Raw genomic sequence first — 17,756 nt, forward strand, 5'->3', positions numbered from 1 at the left:
GCCGTAAAGGCTAAGTTGGGATACGAGCCGTGTGGCCTTTGTTTTTTGAAGGTCGCCGGCGGCCAGCGACGCGCATTCCGATCTGATATTGGGAGCAGCAAATCAGTCCGGTTGTTTGATCTCTATAGGGCTTTTCATGATGATTTCATGATGCGGAAACGGGATAGAGATGCCAGCTTTCTTGAAGGCGTCCCACAGCGCCATCAGGACTTGCCCACGAACATTTGTAAGACCGTTCGCTGGATCCGAGATCCAGAAGCGAAGCCGAAAGTCGAGCGACGAAGCGCCGAAAGCAGTCAACCAGCAGACGGGTGGCTTATAATGATTTGCGACGCGGGGCACCGTCGACGCTGTCGCAATGGCGATCTTAACGACTTGATGCGGATCGCTGTTATAGGACGTCCCGAAGTCAACGTCGATCCGGACATAATCACTGGAGAACGACCAGTTGACGACCTGCTGCGATATGAAGTCCTCATTTGGAATGAGGTACTCCTTGCCATCGCGAGTGATGACGGAAACAAACCGCGAGCGCAGGTCACGGATCGACCCGAACGTGTCGCCAAGTGTGATCGTGTCACCCGGCTTGATCGACTTGTCGATCAAGATGATTATGCCGGATATGAAGTTCGATACGACTTTTTGAAGGCCGAAGCCTATTCCGACGCCGACTGCGCCTGAGAAAATGGTCAGCGCCGTCAGGTCGACCCCGGTCGCCGATAGAGCGATGGCTCCAGCGATTATGATCAGGCTGATCTTGATGAATTTGCTGATCAACACCTTGATGGAAGGCGACAAGTCGGCCGACCGCTGAACCCAATGGGAAAGCATATTGCCAAAAAGGATGGCCAACCAGATCAAGGCGATCGCCAGCACGAGGGCTTTGAGCACAAGCAGAAGCGAGAGTCTCACCGTACCCAAAGTAACTGCGAGCCCGTCAAGGGCAGATAGAACCGGGCCGTCAAGACCGACTGCATAAAGAGCGATGTAGCTCCAGCTGCCGATAGCGACGGCGCGTGACAGGGTTGGGTTGCGGATGATTTTGGTCAGGACGGAGATGACGAACCATGCAGCTGCCAACGTCAGAGCCGTGGACACAAGCCAGCGTTGTGAGGGCCATGCGCTCTTGCTCAGCAAGACATTGGCGAGCCACAACCAACCTACGAGGAAAAGCCACATCATCCGGCGCATAGGAGCAATGATGACCCGAAGCAGGTCTGGATTACCCTTGATCTGGCGCGCCTTTGCCTCCATCACAGGCTCTGTGCGTGACGCAAGTAAGGACGCAAAACCCAAGCCCGCCACGATGATCGCAAGCTGAAAGAACGTCCATTCGTTCAGAATGAATGTCGTTAGCCACTGCTCGGCGATCTCGGTCATCTGCCTGATATTCATGATGATGATCCGATGAATGTCAGCTAGAAAAAGCTAGCGCATGAGTTTAGTTCATTTGGAAGAAACTAGCATCAGCATTCCATTTCGTCGCGCGAAAACAGGTCGATGAAACGCTGCTCGCGGGTATCGACCTCGCTCTTGCGCAGCCATGTGCGCCCTCTTTCGCTGAGCTTCAGGCCGAGGATGGATGGTGCTGCGACAAAGTCTTCTTTCTCGCTAAAATATTTTCGCGGCAAATGACACAAGACGTTCATTTGAACACTGTATCAAGCATCCGAGCGGCTCATGGCGAAATCCGCGCGAGTCAATCACGCTTTGGAATCAGGAGGCCCGTTCGGCCTTCGGTTTGCGAGCGCTTCAAATGTTCATTTGAACATTCCGTTTTGCAAAGTGAAACTCGGCTGCTACCATCCACGCGTCTGGAGCGGGAGGCTGCGGACCGAGAGAAGTGGGAGAGATTATGAACAAGATCGCTTTTTTCCTGTCGGCAGGATTGACCAGCCTGTCCTTGTCCGTTCCGGCGATAGCCGCCACGAAGATCCAATGGTGGCACGCAATGGGTGGCGAGAACGGCGCGAAGCTGGAGCAAATTGCCAAGGGCTTCAACGCGTCTCAGTCCGACTATGAAATCGTGCCGGTTTACAAGGGCACCTACGACGAGACGCTGACGGGCGCCATCGCTGCGTTCCGCGCCAACCAGCAGCCGGCCATCGTGCAGGTCTATGAAGTCGGCACCGGCACCATGATGGCAGCACAGGGCGCGGTCTATCCGGTGTATCAGTTGATGAAGGACCAAGGCGAGCCCTGGGACCAGAACAAGTTCATTGCGCCGGTGGTCGGCTACTACTCCGACACCAGCGGCAACGTGTTGTCGCTGCCCTTCAATTCGTCGACGCCGATCATGTATTACAATAAGGATGTCTTCAAGAAAGCCGGGCTCGATCCTGAGACGCCGCCGAAGACATGGGCCGATGTGGAGGCCTTCTCGCGCACGATCATCAAGTCGGGCGCCGCCAAATGCGGCTTCACCAGCGCCTGGATCTCCTGGATTCAGACGGAAAATCTCAACGCCTTGCACGACAAACCCTATTCCACCAAGGCCAACGGTTTCGGCGGCCTGGATGCGGAATTCACCTTCAACAACGATCTGACGATTCGCCATTGGGGGAACCTGAAGAAGTGGCAGGACGAAGGGCTCTTCAAATTCGGCGGACCGGTCGGCGGCGATAACGCGCCTCCAATGTTCTATTCGCAGGAATGCGCGATGTACATGAACTCGTCCGCAGGCCGGGCGGGCGTCATCAACAATGCCAAAGCCTTCAAGGTGGGTTTTGCGCCGCTTCCCTATTATGACGACGTCATCAAGCAGCCGCTCAACTCGATCATCGGCGGCGCCACACTCTGGACGCTGAAGGGGCGCCCGGAAGAGGAATATAAGGGTGTGGCAAAATTCTACACCTATCTGCAGAAGCCGGAAGTTCAGGCCGACTGGCATCAGTTCTCAGGGTATCTGCCGATCACCGAGGCTGCCTACAAGCTGAGCCAGGAGCAGGGATATTACGAAAAGAACCCCGGTGCAGATGTCGGCATCAAGCAGCTGACGCGTGTCACGCCGACCGAAAATTCCAAGGGCATCCGCTTCGGCAATTACGTCCAGGTCCGCGGCATCATCGATGACGAATTCGCGGCATTGCTCGGCGGCAAGAAGACCGCGAAGGAAGCGGTTGATTCCGTCGTCGCGCGCGGCAACGAACAGCTTCGCGATTTCGAATCCGCCAACTAAGGGCTCGGGGCAGGGGCCGCCTGGCCGGACCCTGCCTCTCCATCATTCTGTGAGGGCCCATGCAAACGAAACGAACCGTCTTTCCCAATAGGATCTTGCCTTATCTGCTTATTGCTCCCCAACTTCTGATAACCGTCGTCTTCTTTCTTTGGCCGGCCGCAACCGCCTTCTGGCAGTCGTTCCTCCGCCAGGATGCCTTCGGTTTCAAAACGAACTTCGTCTGGTTTCAGAATTATCGCCGGCTGTTTGCCGACCCGCTCTATATGGACGCCTTTGGCCATACCATGGTCTTCGCCGTCTCGGTGACGATCTTGTCGACGACGATCGCGCTCACTCTGGCGGCCGCGGCCATGCGGGTGCTGCGGACGTCCCGCATCTATTCGACCTTGCTGATCTGGCCTTACGCCGTCGCGCCTGCGATCGCCGGCATACTCTGGTGGTTCATGTTCAATCCCTCGATCGGCATCGTCGCCTATATGCTTCGCAGCATGGGGATCAGCTGGAATCATCTGATCAACCCGGATAATGCGATGGTCCTGATCGTGATCGCCGCTACCTGGAAACAAATTTCCTATAACTTTCTGTTTTTCCTGGCCGCGCTGCAATCCGTGCCGCGCTCGCTTCAGGAAGCCGGCGCCATCGATGGCGCCGGCCCGGTGAAGCGTTTTTGGACGATCGTGTTTCCGCTGATCTCGCCGACAACCTTCTATCTGGTCGTCATCAACATCGTTTACGCCATGTTCGATACTTTCGGCATCGTTCATGCGACGACGCAGGGCGGACCGGCGCGCGCCACCGAAATTCTCGTCTACAAGGTTTATTTTGACGGTTTCATCGGGCTCAACCTGGGCTCCTCGGCAGCGCAGTCGGTCATACTCATGATCATCGTTGTTGCCCTGACCGCGATCCAGTTCCGCTTCATCGAACGCCGCGTGCAATATTGAGGAGCGTCAAAGGTGGTCGAAAATCGTCCTTTCCTGAATTTCCTGGCTCACATCGTCCTTATCCTCGGCGTCACGATCGTGATCTTCCCGGTCTATATCGCCTTTATCGCATCGAGCCACGGCCCCAACGACTTTCTGTCCGGTCTCGTGCCGCTGGCGCCGGGACCGCACCTCATCGAGAACTATTCGACCATGCTGTCATCGGGGATGACGAGTTCCGGCGCGCCGCCGATCGGGCCGATGCTGCTCAATTCATTTATCATGGCCGTTGGCGTTGCGGTTGGAAAGATTGCCATTTCCATTCTTTCCGCCTTCGCCATCGTCTATTTCCGATTTCCCTTTCGCACGCTCGCCTTCTGGATGATCTTCATCACCCTGATGCTGCCGGTCGAGGTGCGCATCGTGCCGACCTACAAGGTGGTCGCCGACCTCGGAATGCTGAACAATTACGGCGGGCTCATTATTCCGCTGATCGCGTCGGCGACGGCCACCTTCCTGTTTCGACAGTTTTTCCTCACTGTGCCCGACGAGCTGATGGAGGCTGCGCGCGTCGACGGGGCGGGGCCGATGAAATTCTTCCGCGATATCCTGTTGCCGTTGTCGGTGACCAATATCGCGGCCTTGTTCATTATTCTGTTCGTGCTCGGCTGGAACCAGTATCTGTGGCCGCTCATCGTTACGACCGACCAGAGCCTCTACACCGTCGTCATGGGTATCCAGCGCATGGCCGCGGTCGCAGACGCCGAGCCGCGCTGGAACCTCGTCATGGCGGCGGTCATTCTGGCCGCCTTGCCGCCCGTCCTCGTCATCGTCGCCATGCAACGCCTTTTCGTCAAAGGCCTGGTCGAAACGGAGAAATGAAATGGCCCCGATCAATATCGTCGACGTCAAGAAAAACTATGGGTCGGTTCCTGCCGTCAAAGGCATCAACCTGGCTGTTGCGGACGGCGAGTTCATCGTGCTCGTCGGTCCGTCCGGCTGCGGCAAGTCGACCTTGCTGCGTATGATCGCCGGATTGGAGTCGATCACCGGCGGCCGGGTCGAGATCGGTGGTCGCAACGTCAACAAGGCGGAGCCGGCCGAGCGCGATATCGCCATGGTCTTCCAGAATTATGCGCTTTATCCGCATATGACGGTGCGCGGAAACCTCGAATATGGATTGAAGAACCGCGGTACGGCGCGGGCGGAAATCGATCGCCGCGTCAAGGAAGCGGCCGACATCCTCGAAATCGGTCCGATGCTGGATCGCAAGCCGCGCGAATTGTCGGGGGGACAGCGCCAGCGCGTTGCGATGGGACGAGCCATCGTCCGCGAGCCGGCGGCGTTTCTTTTCGACGAGCCCCTGTCCAACCTCGATGCCAAGTTGCGCGTGCAGATGCGTGTTGAAATCCGAAGGCTGCAACGCCGCCTGAAGACCACCAGCATCTACGTCACCCATGATCAGCTCGAGGCCATGACCCTTGCCGACAGGCTCGTCGTCATGAATGGCGGGCTGGTTGAACAAGTGGGCACGCCGGTCGAGGTCTATGATCGCCCGGCAAGTTTGTTCGTTGCCGGTTTCATCGGCTCCCCGCCGATGAACCTCGTGCCGATTGAGGTGTTCCATGCGACCGAGTCGGGGGGAACTCTCGCTTTGCCAGAAGGAACGGATATGGTCGGGCTTCGGCCGGACGCATTGCTGCTTGAAAAGCCTGCCGAGCCTTCTATTCGCCTGAACGCGATCGTCGAATTGCTCGAGCCGATCGGCGGCGAAAGCCACCTGCATGTCAGATTGGGCGAGGGCCAGCAGACGATCGTCCTGACCGTTCAAGGGCGGCCGGACTTTGCCGAGTCCGCCAGGATCGATGTCTTTGCCCGCATCGATCAGATGCACCCCTTCAACAGCAGGACCGGCAGACGCACGGACTGAGATGCGGCCATGGGCCAAGGCCATCCAGCAAGTCCAATGCCGCGAGAAACGACGAAAGAGATGAGTCAATGAAGGAATCAGAGCGAAGATCCGGACCCTCCCGCAGCGAGGTTCAGGCACATCGAGGCGCATCTGCCATCGCGCCGGAAAACACGATCGCCGCTTTCCGGGCGGCCGCCGAGCAGGGGGCCGAATGGGTCGAGCTCGATGTCGCGCTTCTGGGTGACGGAACTGCCGTCGTCATCCATGACGTGTCGGTCGACCGTTGCTCCTCATCGACGGGCAATCTCGGCGATTTCACCGCAGCCGATCTCGAGACGATCGATGCAGGCGCCTGGTTCGATCCTCGCTTCAGGGGCGAACCCTTGCCGACCCTTGCCGCGGCCGTGTCCGCCTTGGGGGAACTGGGTCTGAATGCCAATGTCGAGATCAAGCAGCACCCGCATCACAAATCGCTCGACCAGCTGGTGAAAACCGTTGACGAACATCTTCGGGCACGCGCGCCGCAGACCGAGATCATGATATCGAGCTTTGACGCCGCTGCACTCAAGCGCATGCATGAACTCAACCAGGGCTACGAGCTCGCGATGCTGTGGAGCAAGGTGCCGGATGACTGGAGAGAGGTGCTCCAATCAATTCCGGCAACGACGGTCCATCTTGGGTACAAGTCGCTGAGCATCGGGTTCCTTGAAGAGGCGGTGCGCCACGGCATCAAGGTGCGCGCCTGGACCTCCAACGATCCCAGACAGCTCGCATCGTTTTGGCATGCCGGATTGACCGGTGTGATAACAGACGACCCGAGTGCCTATCTCTCGTAAGGAACAGTGATGGGGAGCCGAGTCATATCGAGCCGACAACGCGAAATACTGGCGCTGATCGAAACGGAAGGCGTCCAGTATATCGACGAACTTGCGCGCCGGTACGACCTGACGACCCAGACGATCCGGCGCGATATCAACGCCCTTTGCGACCTCGGTCATGCCCGTCGCTTTCACGGCGGCGTCGATTTGCCGGTCGAGGGCAGCAATATCTCGCTCAACGCCCGCGCCCAGCTCAACCGGCGCGCCAAACGACAGATCGCCAGACGGGTCGCCGCCGATATCGGCCCGGATGCGACGGTTTTCCTCGGGATCGGCAGCACGGTTCAGTTCGTGGCCGAGGCTTTGCGCGATCATCAGGGGCTGCGGGTCATCACCAACAATATGCACGTCGCGCTGATGCTCTGCGAATCTCCCAGTGTCGAAGTCCATTTGACCGGCGGGCTGCTGCGTCATGACGACCGTGACGTCGTGGGTACTGACGTGATCAAGTTCGTCGAGAAATTCTATGCAACCTATGCCGTCGTCGGCGCCGGCGCACTGAACCCGCTGATCGGGCTGATGGACTTCAGCTATGCCGAAGCGCAGATCACCAATGCGCTGCTGGAAAATTCGAAGACGCGCCTTTTGGCGGCCGATGTCAGCAAGTGGACGCGTCACGCCAGCGTGCGCGTTGCGCCCTTCAACAAGATCACCCGTTTTTACACCGACCGGCTGCCGGCCGACGCCTCCGCCGCCAGTATGCTCGCCGAAAGCAGCATGGAGGTGGTGACCTGCGGCGAGGAGACGATATGACGTTCGTAAACCTGGCGCCGTCCGCGGCGGAGTTGCAGCACGTGCGTTATCTCTTCACCGATATCGATGATACGCTGACGACCGAGGGGAAACTGCTGCCGCAGACCTATAATGCTCTTTGGGACCTCAGCCGGGTCGGCATTGCCGTCGTTCCGGTCACGGGTGGTTCAGCCGGGTGGTGCGAACACATCGTCCGTGCCTGGCCGGTCGCCGCCGTCATCGGCGAGAGTGGCGCTTATTCCGTTACGCGCCGCCACGGCGAGGTTGTCTTCGATTATTGGGAAGACGGCGCGCTGCAGGGCGAGCGTCAACGTCGGCATCTCCAGGCGATGCAACATCTGATCGCGCAAAAAGGCGGCACGTTCAAGATTGCCCATGATCAGGTGTTCCGCCTGGCTGACGTGGCGATCGACATCCAGGGGCATAATGCGCATGCTGTCGAGGAATTGGCTGCCGAAATTAGGGCAATGGGCGGGACCGTCGCCATCAGTTCCATCCACATCAACACCTGGATCGGCGACTATGACAAACGCGCCATGAGCGAGCGCCTGCTGACCAGCATGTTCGGGGTCCATCCTGACGAATTGCCATCCGCCACCGCATTCGTCGGCGATTCTCGAAATGATGCGCCTATGTTCGGTTTCATCCCGAATTCTTTCGGCGTCAGCAATATCGTTCCTGTTCTTCCGCATTTGCAGCATGTGCCGAAATGGATCTCCGCCCAGCCTGCCGGACTTGGCTTCGCCGACATTGCCAGGACGATCCTGGATGCCATGGGCACCAGTCAATGAGGCGCTAGCAGCCTGCAAGCAAGCTGCGCAAGCTGAGTAGGCCATGCGCCGGTCTCGGATGCTCGAAAGCCGAACCGCCATCGTAATGGCGGACGAAGATTCGAAATCCCGGTTATTACATTGCGCGCCGGAGCATCATCGCTATCGCTCGAACGGCTCGCCGAGCGAGGCGATGCCGTTGAGCTTGAGCAGGCGGCGATCCGCAGAAATGATGCCGAGCACGATGATCGTCACCAGATAGGGCAGGCATGCCAATAGCTGCGAGGGGACGTCGAGCCCGGTCGCCTGGGCGGCAAGTCCCATCAGCGATACGGCGCCAAACAGGCACGCCCCGAGAAAGATGCGGCCGGTCAGCCAGGTTCCGAACACGACGAGCGCAATCGCAATCCAGCCGCGACCGGCAATCATCCCATCTGCCCAGAGCGGCGTGTAGATCGTCGCCGCATAGGCGCCCGCGAAGCCTGCCAACATGCCGCCGAATGCGACCGCGGCGAAGCGGATCGCGATGACCGGGTAGCCGATGGCATGCGCCGCTTTCGGGTTTTCCCCTACGGCCCGGATGATTAAACCGACCTTGCTATAGGCAAACATCGCCCAGATCGCGATGGTTGCGGCCAACGAAAGCCAGACGACGATATCCTGGACAAACAGGCCGCCGATGACGGGAATCTCGGAAAGGCCGGGAATGGCGATCTTCGGCAGAGCCCTGACCGTCAGGCTCTCATAGCTCTTGCCGAACAGCGCCGACAGGCCTTGCCCTAGAATCCCGATGGCAAGCCCCGTCGCAACCTGGTTTGCGTTAAAGCCGAGTACGATGACCGCAAAGATCAGCGACAGGAGGGCGGCGCCGAGGCCGCCGGCGATGAAAGCCAGAAAATGGCCGCCGCCGTGGTAGACGATGATGAAGGCGATCACGGCGCCGAATGCCATCAGTCCCTCGACGCCTAGATTGAGAACCCCGGCGCGTTCGGCGACCAGCTCCCCGAGCGCGGCCAGGAGAAAGGGGGTCGCAGCCGCCAGCATTCCGGCGAGGATGAACTCGATGGCGTTCACGTCGCGCTCCTCGTTGCCGCCGGACGCCAGGCAAGGCGGTAGCGCGAGAAGGCGATGGCGACCAAATAGCCGAGAAGCAGACTGCCCTGGAAAACCCTGACGGCGGCAACCGGGAGATTGGCCGAAACCATGGCGTTGTCACCGCCGATATAGAGCGCCGCCATGACAATGGCTGAGATGATGATGCCGATCGGATGAAGGCCGCCGAGATAGGCGACGATGATTGCCGCATAGCCGTATCCGGTGGAGATCGAGCGCTGCAATTGACCAAGGGGGCCGGCGACCTCGGCCGCGCCGGCAAGACCGGCTGCGGCTCCGCCGATCAGCAGGGAAAGCCAGATTGCCCGGCTTTCCGTGAATCCTGCGTAGCTCGCCGCCCGCGGTGCCAATCCGCCGACCTGCAATTTGTAGCCGATGAAGCTCTTCTGCATGAAGACCCAGGCGGCAATCGACAGGAGGAGGGCGAGAATGAGCGAGACATTGACGCGCGTTCCCTCGATCAGGATCGGCACCATCGCGTCATACTGGAACATGACGGATTGCGGGAAGTTGAAGCCGTTCGGATCCTTCCACGGGCCGAGCAGCAGATAATTGAGGAGCTGCACGGCAACGAAGCTCAGCATCAGTGAAACGAGGATCTCATTGGCGTTGAGCCTGACGCGCCAGAAGGCGGTGAGTGACGCCCAGAATGCCCCGCCTATCGTGCCGAGCAGCAGCATTGCCGGCCAGATCCATTGGCCGGTTGCCGCGGGCCACCAGATCGGAATGGCGGAGGCGAAGAGCGCACCGAGCACGAATTGTCCTTCAGCCCCGATATTGAACATCTTGGCGCGGAACCCAATTGCAAGCCCCTGCGCGATGAGGAGCAATGGCCCCGTCTTCAAGAGAACCTCGGAGAACGACGCCCACGAGACGAAGGGCTCGATCAGCATCGCATAGACGACTGCAGCCGGATCGCGGCCCATGACGACGTAAAGTCCGAGATTGAGAATGACGGTGACGATGAGAGCTATGGGCGGTGCCAAAAGGGTGGCGGCAAGCGATGCCCGCTCCCGGCGCACCAGCGTGGGCAGGACGAGGAAGGTTCTGCTCATGCGGGCTCTTTCTCGCGATGCGGCTGGGCTCCGATCATGTAACGGCCGATCTCTTCGGGCCTGGTGTCGCGCGTGACCAGCGGCGGGCTCAGCGTGCCGTGGTGCAGGACCTGGATGAAGTCGCAGAGTTCGAACAATTCCTCGAGCTCCTCGGAAATGATCATGATCGCCATGCCTTCGTTGCGAAGGCTGATGAGCCGCTTTCGGATTGCCGCGGCCGCCCCGATATCGACGCCCCAGGTCGGCTGCGCCAAGAGGAGAAGCTTTGGCGCCAGCATGATTTCTCGCCCGACGATGAATTTCTGCAGGTTGCCGCCGGAAAGCGACCCCGCCTCCGCCTCGGGGCCGGGGGTTCGCACGTCGTAGTCGCGGATGCATTCACTGGTAAAGCACTTCGCCCGCGTCTTGTCGAGCAGGCCATGCCTGACAAGGTCGAGCGGATGGGCGGTCAGCAGGCTATTGAGAGCAAGCGACATTTCGGGAACTGCGCCGCGGCCGAGCCGGTCCTCGGGCACGAAGGCGAAGCCGAGCCGGCGGCGGGCGGCGGCATCCAGCGTGCCGACATCTCGGCCCATCATGAAGATCTGGTCGCGCTGATCCCGCGGCAGGACGGTCTCGCCTGAAATGAGCGTTGCGAGCTCGCTTTGGCCGTTCCCCGAAATCCCAGCAATGCCGAGAATTTCGCCGGCGCGCACCGCCAGACTGACGTTGGAGAGCGGCACGGCAAAAGGATCCACCCGGTAGTCGAGGCCGATCAGTTCCAGGCGCTTTTCGCCCTCGGCCAAAGGCAGAGCAGGCATGGGTTCGGGCATGTCGCGTCCGATCATCATGCGCGCAAGTTCGTGGGCGTCATGCTCGCGCGGATCGACATGACCGGTCACGCGACCGCCGCGCAGGATCGTCGCGCAATCGCAGAGCGATTGGATCTCTTCGAGCTTGTGGGAGATGAAAAGGATGGATACTCCACCGTCGCGCAGCCGGCGCAATGTTTCGAAGAGTTTTTCCACCGCCTGCGGTGGCAGTACCGACGTCGGCTCGTCGAGGATCAGCAGTTTCGGATCGGTCATCAGGCAGCGAATAATTTCCACGCGCTGCCTTTCGCCGACGGAAAGCGAATGCACATGGGCGAAAGGATCGACCTCGAGACTGAACTCGCGCCCGAGCTTGCGAACGCGCTCGGCAAGCTCGCTCTTCTTGCCGGACACGATCAGGCGGATATTCTCGACGACGGTCAGACCCTCGAACAGCGAGAAGTGCTGGAAGACCATGCCGATGCCGGCGCGCCTTGCCTCTGCGGGAGAGGCAAGGCTGAGGGGCTGCCCTTTCCAGGCGACCGTGCCGCTGTCGGGCTGCTCGACGCCATAGATCAGCTTCATCAGCGTCGATTTGCCAGCCCCGTTTTCACCGAGGATGGCATGAATCGAGCCAGGTGCGAGGTCGAGGTCAATCGCCTGATTGGCTTGGACCTGACCATAGCTCTTGGAAATGCCGCGCAGCGACAGAAGCGGGCTCAGCATGGCTTACTTCGGCAAGGGCGTCGTCACGCCCTTGACGTGCCAGTCCATCGCGACGATCTGGGCGTCCGTCAGCGTCGCGCCTGTAGCCGCCCCTTCACTGCCGTCGGCCTTGGTGATTGGGCCTGTAAACGGCGAGAAGCTGCCATCGGCAATCTTGGCCTCGATTTCCTTGATCTTGGTCATCGTATCGGCCGGGATCGCCGGGTTCCAATCGACGACCTGGACAACCTTGTCGGCAACACCGAGGAAGGCATTGGCGCCCTTGAAGGTGCCGGCAAGATGGGCGTCGACCGATGCCTTGAAGAAGGGTGACCAGTCGGTGGCGATGCAGCCCAGATAAGTCTTCTCGGCATATTTCTTCATCGATGAGTTGAGGTTGAAGGCATAAACGCCGGCTTCCTCGCAGGCCGAGATGACCGAGGGCGTATCCTGCGCATTCGAGAAGATCACGTCACAGCCCTGCGAGATCAGCGCCTTGGCGGCTTCCTGCTCCTTGGCTGGATCGAACCAGGAGTTGACCCAGACGACAGACACTTCGATATCCGGCTTCACGGCCTGCGCTCCAAGGGTGAAGGCGTTGATGGAGGTGATCAGCTCGGGAATGGCAAACGCCGACACCGAGCCGAGCTTGCCGGTCTTGGAAACGGCCGCCGCCGCCATGCCGAGCAGGTAGGTTCCCTGGAAATATTTGGCGGCGAAGGGCGAGAAGTTTGGTGCGACCTGGAAGCCTGAAGCATGCAGGACGGTCACCTTCGGATTTCGGCGGGCGATCTGCAGCGCGCCATTTTGATAGCCGAAGGAGCCGGCGATCAGGAAATGATTTCCGTCGGCGACGGTCTTGTTCATGATGCGGTCGGCGTCCGGACCTTCGGCTATGTTTTCAATGACCGTGACCTTCACCTTGTCACCATAGGCGGCCTTGATCGGGTCGATACCGGCGGCAAGCGCATGACCCCAGCCGACGTCGCCGATAGGCGAGGGAACAACGAGTGCGATGCCGAGCGGTTCGTCGGCGGCAAGCGCCGAGCGGCCGGCAAAGGCCGTGGCGAGACCGGCAGCCGCCGCGCTCTTCATCAGTGTTCTGCGGGTGAGATTGTTGGACATGTCAGTTCCCTCTTTTGGCTCTAAAATTCGACTGTCTCGAGAGCCGCTTCCGCGGCGGCGAAAAGCTGAGCCTCGTCGAGGCCGGTAAACTCGCCGGCCTGCCAGACAATGCGCCCGTTGATCATTGTCAGGTCAGTCGGCATGCCGATCCCGACCTTGGTAATCAGGCTCAATGGGTCGTGACGGGTTCCGACATAATCCATCCGCCTGGTATCGATCGCGAAGAGGTCGGCGGCCATGCCGGGAGCAAGCCGGCCGATATCGCTACGGCCAAGAAGGCTTGCACCGCCCGTCGTCGCGTAGCTCAGAAAATCGACGGGCGCTGGAACCGGATGGGCCCGTGTCGAAGCCGCCAGGCACTGCAGCATATAAGCAGAATGGATGCAGTGCATGAGGTTGGAATTGTCGTTCGAGGCTGCGCCATCGCAACCGAGGCCGATACGGAGGCCGAAAGCCGCCATCGCGGGAACGTCCGTCACTTCGGCGCCCACCAGATAGACTGGCTCGGGGCAATGGGAGACACCCGTGCCGCTTGCCGCCATCTTGCGCAGTTCGTCGTGTGTCAGCTCCCAGCAGTGAGCATAAAAGCTGTCAGGTCCGGCGAAGCCGAGTTCGGCACAATAGTCGACCGTACGCATTCCATGCCGCGCTTGGATGACCGAACTTTCGCCTTCGCCGACATGCGTGTGCAGCCGGACGCCGCGATCACGGGCGAGCGCGACGGACTCGACGAAGGTTTCGCGGTAGCAATTAACTGGCTGGCAGGGAGCAACGACCACCTGCCGCATGCTGAAGGCGCTCGCATCGTGATAGGTGTCGATCAGCCGGGCGCAATCGGCGATGAACTCGTCCGTCGTTTCCAGCATGGCGTCCGGGATCGTCGAGCCCTCGGTCTTCGGCAGCGTATTGCCGCCGCGTCCCGCATGGAAACGCATGCCAAGAAGTTCAGCGGCCTCGAACTGGCGATCGATCAGACGCTTTCCTGCGTGCCGGGGAAAGCAATATTGATGGTCGAAAGCTGTGGTGCAGCCATGCTTGATCATCTCGGCCATGGCCGTGACCGACGAATGATAGAAGCAATCCTCGTTCAGCCGTGAGAAGATCGGATAGATCCGGTCGAGCCATTCGATGACCGATAGCTTCGTCCAGTCGAGATCGGCCCGATTGCGTACAAAGCATTGGAAGAAGTGGTGATGGGTGTTGACGAGACCCGGATAGACAAACCAGCCGGATGCATCCTGGATGATCGTATCGGCAGGCAGAGGCTCCTGCGACAGGTTCGTACCGATCGCCCGGACCGCCGGACCATCGGTCAGTAGATCCGCATTCCGGTGCACTGCTGGCCCGTTGCCTTCGTCGACGATAATGGCCGCACAGTTCTTGAGGAGATAGCCGGTCATTTCACTTCTCCTCGTTGCCGGGATGAGGATCGGGCCTCAACTCGTGCAGCCGGTGGATGCCGGGCATTTCGATGAAACCTCCAAGGCTGCGGATGGCGCGCAGCCAGAGGCGGATGTTCGGATAGGGATCGAGCGAGATTCCGCCATCCGGAGCCAGCGCCACATAGGGAAAGCAGGCGATGTCGGCGATCGTTGCGCGGTCGGACGCCAGGAACCGCATATCGCGGAGCCGCTGCTCGAAAAGGCCGCCTTCCAGTTCGCGTAGCGCTGCGGTCCCTTGTGCCTGCAGCGCCTCGATATTGCCTGGGCGCAGAAGCATCTGATGCAACCGTGCGCCGCCGAGATTTGTCGTCAGCCGATGCGAAAAAGAGAGCCATTGTTGCAAGCGCGCTGTCTCCTGCGGCGCATTCGTGCCCAGCCATTCGGGCCCGCTCCGGGCGGCGAGAAAGGCGAGCATGGCCGAAGATTCGGTCAGCACCAGATCGCCATCCACGAGGATCGGGATCGAGCCCGCCGGATTGAGCGCCAATAGCTCAGGACCGCGATGTTCTAAGCCGGGATGGAAGTCAACCGGCCGGATGTCCAGCTTGACATCGAGGATCGCAGCCATCAGGCGGATCTTGTAACAGCTCGGCGAGAGGATGTAGTCGTAGAGCTTCATTGTGCGACCAGCTGCGCGCCATAGAGATAGTTGTGGCGCTTGAGCCAGCGCCGGTAAGCGATCGATGTGAGGTCCGCCCTTGTCGGAATTTCCATGCCGGGATCGAGCGGCAGTAGGGCAGGGATCTGGTTTTCGAGGATCGAACGATCCTGCAGGAAAATCATCTGCTGAAAGTGGATGAGGTCTGTCATCGGCGTCACGTCGTCAAAGAGCGCCATCCACGGCCACACGTCACAAAGGTCTTCGGCAAGCGGCTGGACGAACAGGGTAATGACATCCCATTCCTCCGGACGCGGAGGGCAGGTCTTGTAAAGCACCGAGCAGGTCGGGGCCGGCACGCGATACATGTATTCGGTGGTTATTCCGCCGGTTGCCGACTTTGCAGCCTGCGGCTGGTAGAACTTCACCTGCGTTGCCCAGACTTCATCCTCCTCCTCGCGGATCTCGACTTTATAATCTTCGACTTCGGTATGCGGCTCGGCGCCGAGTATATCGGTATGGACGAAGGGAAAATGCGCGATGTCGAGGAAATTCTCGACTGCTCGCAGGGGGGAGCAGCGTACCCGCACGACGCCGACATCGACGAAACGGCGGCCAGGCTGATCCGCTTCGGGAATGGCAAACAGCTCCTTAGCGGGGGTACCGAGAGAAGACCAGACATGACCATAGCGGACGCGGACGGGCAGGGCGCGTCCATCGCCCGATGTGACCCGCGCCGCGCCGTCAGACGTGCGTATCACCTCGATGGGCTCGCCCATCAAAGCGGTCTTGCTTCCTGCCTCGGTGAGGCCGCTGAAGAGGCTGACCGGGTACCATTCGTCGATCATCGCGCCGGCTCCTTTCATGCCATGTCCTTCTGGCGTGTTTCCGCCCGGCGGCGCACCGCTTCGGCGATGCGAGACGCTGTAATCCGATCTGCGACGCTGCGCCCCTGTTCGACCAGGAGGTGAATGAGCGTGCAGCCGATCTGCTCCGCCGGCAGCAACCGGACCCAGGGACAATCAGCGACTCGGATCAACCCATCCGCATCAGCTTTTTCGCCGGCGGCTGCTTCGATCGCCGCTACGTCGGCATCCAGTGTCAGCGAACGTATTGGCGCAAGATTATCGAGGCGTGGCGGCGGCATTGCCGGTTCGCCGACCGCTATCCAGACGATCCCATCTGATTCCGCAACTTGCTGAACAGCCACGCGAATCGTCTCCGGCGGTACGAGATCGGGATGAGCCGGGATGCGAATGCATCCTCCCGCCGGCGAATAGCTCCAGCCGTGATAGATACAGGAGAGCGCCTCGCCTCGCACGAAGCCATGGGACAGTCGCATTCCGCGATGCGGACAACGGTCCGACGAGGCCGATGCGCGCCCAGACTGGCTACGCCAGAGAGCGATCGCTCCTAGCGGGGTCCAGGCCGGTATAACGGTGGCCGGCGGCAGATCGGCAGAAAGGGCGACAGGCGTCCAGGAGCCGGCCGTATCGGAAGGCATGACGTTATTTCCTCAATCTTACCAGTGGGCTGGCGCCGCGAGTTAAGTGTCGGTGCAATCCCCGTTTCTGACGCTTGCATAAAAAATTCGCATTGGCAACAATGATCAAATTAAGGGCATCAAGTCGGATGGCGTTCGGACTTCGGTGTAGAGATGGGATCTACAATCCTGCGCTGAATCTCGTCGACCCAGACATCGATCGGCCCCAGCGAACACCCCATTTCCAGCATGTCGATCAGCTCGACGGGCCCTGCGACCTCGAGTTCGATCCGCTCGGCGCCGGCGTGCAAAAAATCCTGGGAAAGGCCGAGCTTGTCGGCATGGCGGCGAATCCACGGGACGAATGAGGCGGAATTGACGTCGCCAAGGATCGTGATCCGTTCGCGTAGCTCGTTCGGCCCTGATCGTGTCATGGAATTCTCTCGGTCGACCTGCGATGACAGCATAGCGCTTCGTCGTCTTTGTGAAAGGGGCCATAAGCGGGAGTTCCTGGATAGTTCGAGCGATCACGGCTGAGGGTGCGTGCAATCTCTGCCTGGCTGATCTTCTTGGCATGCATCTGCGCTATCACTCGGCGTTCGTCCAAACTCAATTGCACGAAAGAGCGGGCCATTCCTGTATCGCCCGTGGCGCGATCCGATAGCCTCCAATGGGATCCGGGCGCATTTAATGCTAGCGACTGGGTATCGGCACGGAGAAGGGCGACCGACATCCGGCATAATTGGTCCGGTTTAGGAAACCGGGCGAAAGGGCTAAACAAGTATACTTCGGCATAATAGCGAGGGTGTTCCAGGCAGAGTTAATGTTGCAACGGCCCTAAAACAAACGCCCTCCCATCACGGGCCGACTTGCCGCGCCGGCGTTTTGCTTGACCGCAAGACCTTCACCCCTGCCGGCGCGGCGCCTCTTATAGCATGAAACGCATTGCCGCAGCTTTGCTCTTAGCGGAACTGCCTTAAACAACATGCACTGGGACGTGAGTCGGGAAGATCAGCAGAGATGCGACCGC

At 59.8% G+C, this 17,756-nt stretch carries 18 protein-coding genes and 1 pseudogene; 7 read left to right on the forward strand and 12 right to left on the reverse strand.

Features of this window, described 5'->3' with window-relative positions; translation table 11 throughout:
- Positions 1 to 102 precede the first annotated feature (102 nt).
- Together RHE_RS23230 and RHE_RS23235 are read right to left on the reverse strand one after the other, a co-directional pair.
- Positions 103 to 1,395, reverse strand: coding sequence for a mechanosensitive ion channel family protein (locus RHE_RS23230; protein WP_011427704.1), 1,293 nt, complete (start codon positions 1,393 to 1,395; stop codon positions 103 to 105).
- A 71-nt stretch (positions 1,396 to 1,466) separates the two neighbouring features.
- A complete protein-coding gene (locus RHE_RS23235; protein ID WP_042119721.1) occupies positions 1,467 to 1,649 on the reverse strand; it encodes a hypothetical protein in 183 nt (60 codons plus the stop codon).
- Between the two features lie 206 nt (positions 1,650 to 1,855).
- On the opposite strand from RHE_RS23235, the gene ugpB reads away from it, so the two are divergent.
- From ugpB to RHE_RS23270, 7 genes are all read left to right on the forward strand, one after another.
- On the forward strand, positions 1,856 to 3,178 hold the full coding sequence (ugpB, locus tag RHE_RS23240; RefSeq protein ID WP_011427705.1) for a sn-glycerol-3-phosphate ABC transporter substrate-binding protein UgpB: 1,323 nt from the start codon (positions 1,856 to 1,858) through the stop codon (positions 3,176 to 3,178).
- A gap of 59 nt (positions 3,179 to 3,237) precedes the next feature.
- Positions 3,238 to 4,122, forward strand: a complete 885-nt coding sequence (gene ugpA, locus RHE_RS23245; protein ID WP_011427706.1) for a sn-glycerol-3-phosphate ABC transporter permease UgpA — start codon at positions 3,238 to 3,240, stop codon at positions 4,120 to 4,122.
- 12 nt (positions 4,123 to 4,134) lie between these two features.
- Entirely contained in the window at positions 4,135 to 4,983 is an 849-nt protein-coding gene (gene ugpE / locus RHE_RS23250; RefSeq protein WP_011427707.1) for a sn-glycerol-3-phosphate ABC transporter permease UgpE, read from the forward strand.
- A 1-nt stretch (position 4,984) separates the two neighbouring features.
- Positions 4,985 to 6,031 (forward strand): sn-glycerol-3-phosphate import ATP-binding protein UgpC, encoded by a 1,047-nt coding sequence (locus RHE_RS23255; protein WP_011427708.1) that lies wholly within the window; start codon positions 4,985 to 4,987, stop codon positions 6,029 to 6,031.
- Positions 6,032 to 6,099: 68 nt separating this feature from the next.
- Positions 6,100 to 6,849, forward strand: coding sequence for a glycerophosphoryl diester phosphodiesterase (locus RHE_RS23260; protein ID WP_011427709.1), 750 nt, complete (start codon positions 6,100 to 6,102; stop codon positions 6,847 to 6,849).
- A 9-nt stretch (positions 6,850 to 6,858) separates the two neighbouring features.
- Positions 6,859 to 7,644 (forward strand): DeoR/GlpR family DNA-binding transcription regulator, encoded by a 786-nt coding sequence (locus RHE_RS23265; protein WP_011427710.1) that lies wholly within the window; start codon positions 6,859 to 6,861, stop codon positions 7,642 to 7,644.
- Complete coding sequence (locus tag RHE_RS23270; protein ID WP_011427711.1) at positions 7,641 to 8,435, forward strand: HAD-IIB family hydrolase; 795 nt, start codon at positions 7,641 to 7,643, stop codon at positions 8,433 to 8,435. The genes RHE_RS23265 and RHE_RS23270 overlap by 4 nt, the downstream gene beginning before the upstream one ends.
- A gap of 141 nt (positions 8,436 to 8,576) precedes the next feature.
- On the opposite strand, the gene RHE_RS23275 is transcribed toward RHE_RS23270, so the two are convergent.
- The 10 genes and pseudogenes from RHE_RS23275 to RHE_RS35210 all read right to left on the reverse strand — a co-directional run.
- Positions 8,577 to 9,488, reverse strand: coding sequence for an ABC transporter permease (locus tag RHE_RS23275; protein ID WP_042119723.1), 912 nt, complete (start codon positions 9,486 to 9,488; stop codon positions 8,577 to 8,579).
- Entirely contained in the window at positions 9,485 to 10,582 is a 1,098-nt protein-coding gene (locus RHE_RS23280) for an ABC transporter permease (protein ID WP_011427713.1), read from the reverse strand. The genes RHE_RS23275 and RHE_RS23280 overlap by 4 nt, the downstream gene beginning before the upstream one ends.
- On the reverse strand, positions 10,579 to 12,099 hold the full coding sequence (locus RHE_RS34890; protein ID WP_011427714.1) for an ABC transporter ATP-binding protein: 1,521 nt from the start codon (positions 12,097 to 12,099) through the stop codon (positions 10,579 to 10,581). The genes RHE_RS23280 and RHE_RS34890 overlap by 4 nt, the downstream gene beginning before the upstream one ends.
- A 3-nt stretch (positions 12,100 to 12,102) precedes the next feature.
- Positions 12,103 to 13,203 carry a BMP family ABC transporter substrate-binding protein gene (locus RHE_RS23290; RefSeq protein ID WP_011427715.1) on the reverse strand — a complete coding sequence of 367 codons (1,101 nt, stop codon included), beginning with the start codon at positions 13,201 to 13,203 and terminating at the stop codon, positions 12,103 to 12,105.
- Between the two features lie 20 nt (positions 13,204 to 13,223).
- Positions 13,224 to 14,603, reverse strand: coding sequence for an amidohydrolase (locus RHE_RS23295; protein WP_011427716.1), 1,380 nt, complete (start codon positions 14,601 to 14,603; stop codon positions 13,224 to 13,226).
- A gap of 1 nt (position 14,604) precedes the next feature.
- Positions 14,605 to 15,264 carry a glutathione S-transferase family protein gene (locus RHE_RS23300; protein ID WP_011427717.1) on the reverse strand — a complete coding sequence of 220 codons (660 nt, stop codon included), beginning with the start codon at positions 15,262 to 15,264 and terminating at the stop codon, positions 14,605 to 14,607.
- Positions 15,261 to 16,109: an aromatic ring-hydroxylating oxygenase subunit alpha gene (locus RHE_RS23305; RefSeq protein WP_042119725.1), complete on the reverse strand. Its 849-nt coding sequence runs from the start codon at positions 16,107 to 16,109 to the stop codon at positions 15,261 to 15,263. Before RHE_RS23305 ends, RHE_RS23300 begins: the two co-directional genes overlap by 4 nt.
- Positions 16,106 to 16,747, reverse strand: coding sequence for a Rieske 2Fe-2S domain-containing protein (locus RHE_RS23310; protein ID WP_011427719.1), 642 nt, complete (start codon positions 16,745 to 16,747; stop codon positions 16,106 to 16,108). Before RHE_RS23310 ends, RHE_RS23305 begins: the two co-directional genes overlap by 4 nt.
- Positions 16,748 to 16,866: 119 nt before the next feature.
- Positions 16,867 to 17,160, reverse strand: coding sequence for a hypothetical protein (locus tag RHE_RS23315; RefSeq protein ID WP_011427720.1), 294 nt, complete (start codon positions 17,158 to 17,160; stop codon positions 16,867 to 16,869).
- An 86-nt stretch (positions 17,161 to 17,246) separates the two neighbouring features.
- Positions 17,247 to 17,360, reverse strand: a pseudogene (locus tag RHE_RS35210) (helix-turn-helix domain-containing protein); the annotation flags it as partial.
- Positions 17,361 to 17,756 lie beyond the last annotated feature (396 nt).

Origin of the sequence: Rhizobium etli CFN 42 (assembly GCF_000092045.1) — a bacterium.
GTDB classification, from domain to species: Bacteria; Pseudomonadota; Alphaproteobacteria; order Rhizobiales; family Rhizobiaceae; genus Rhizobium; species Rhizobium etli.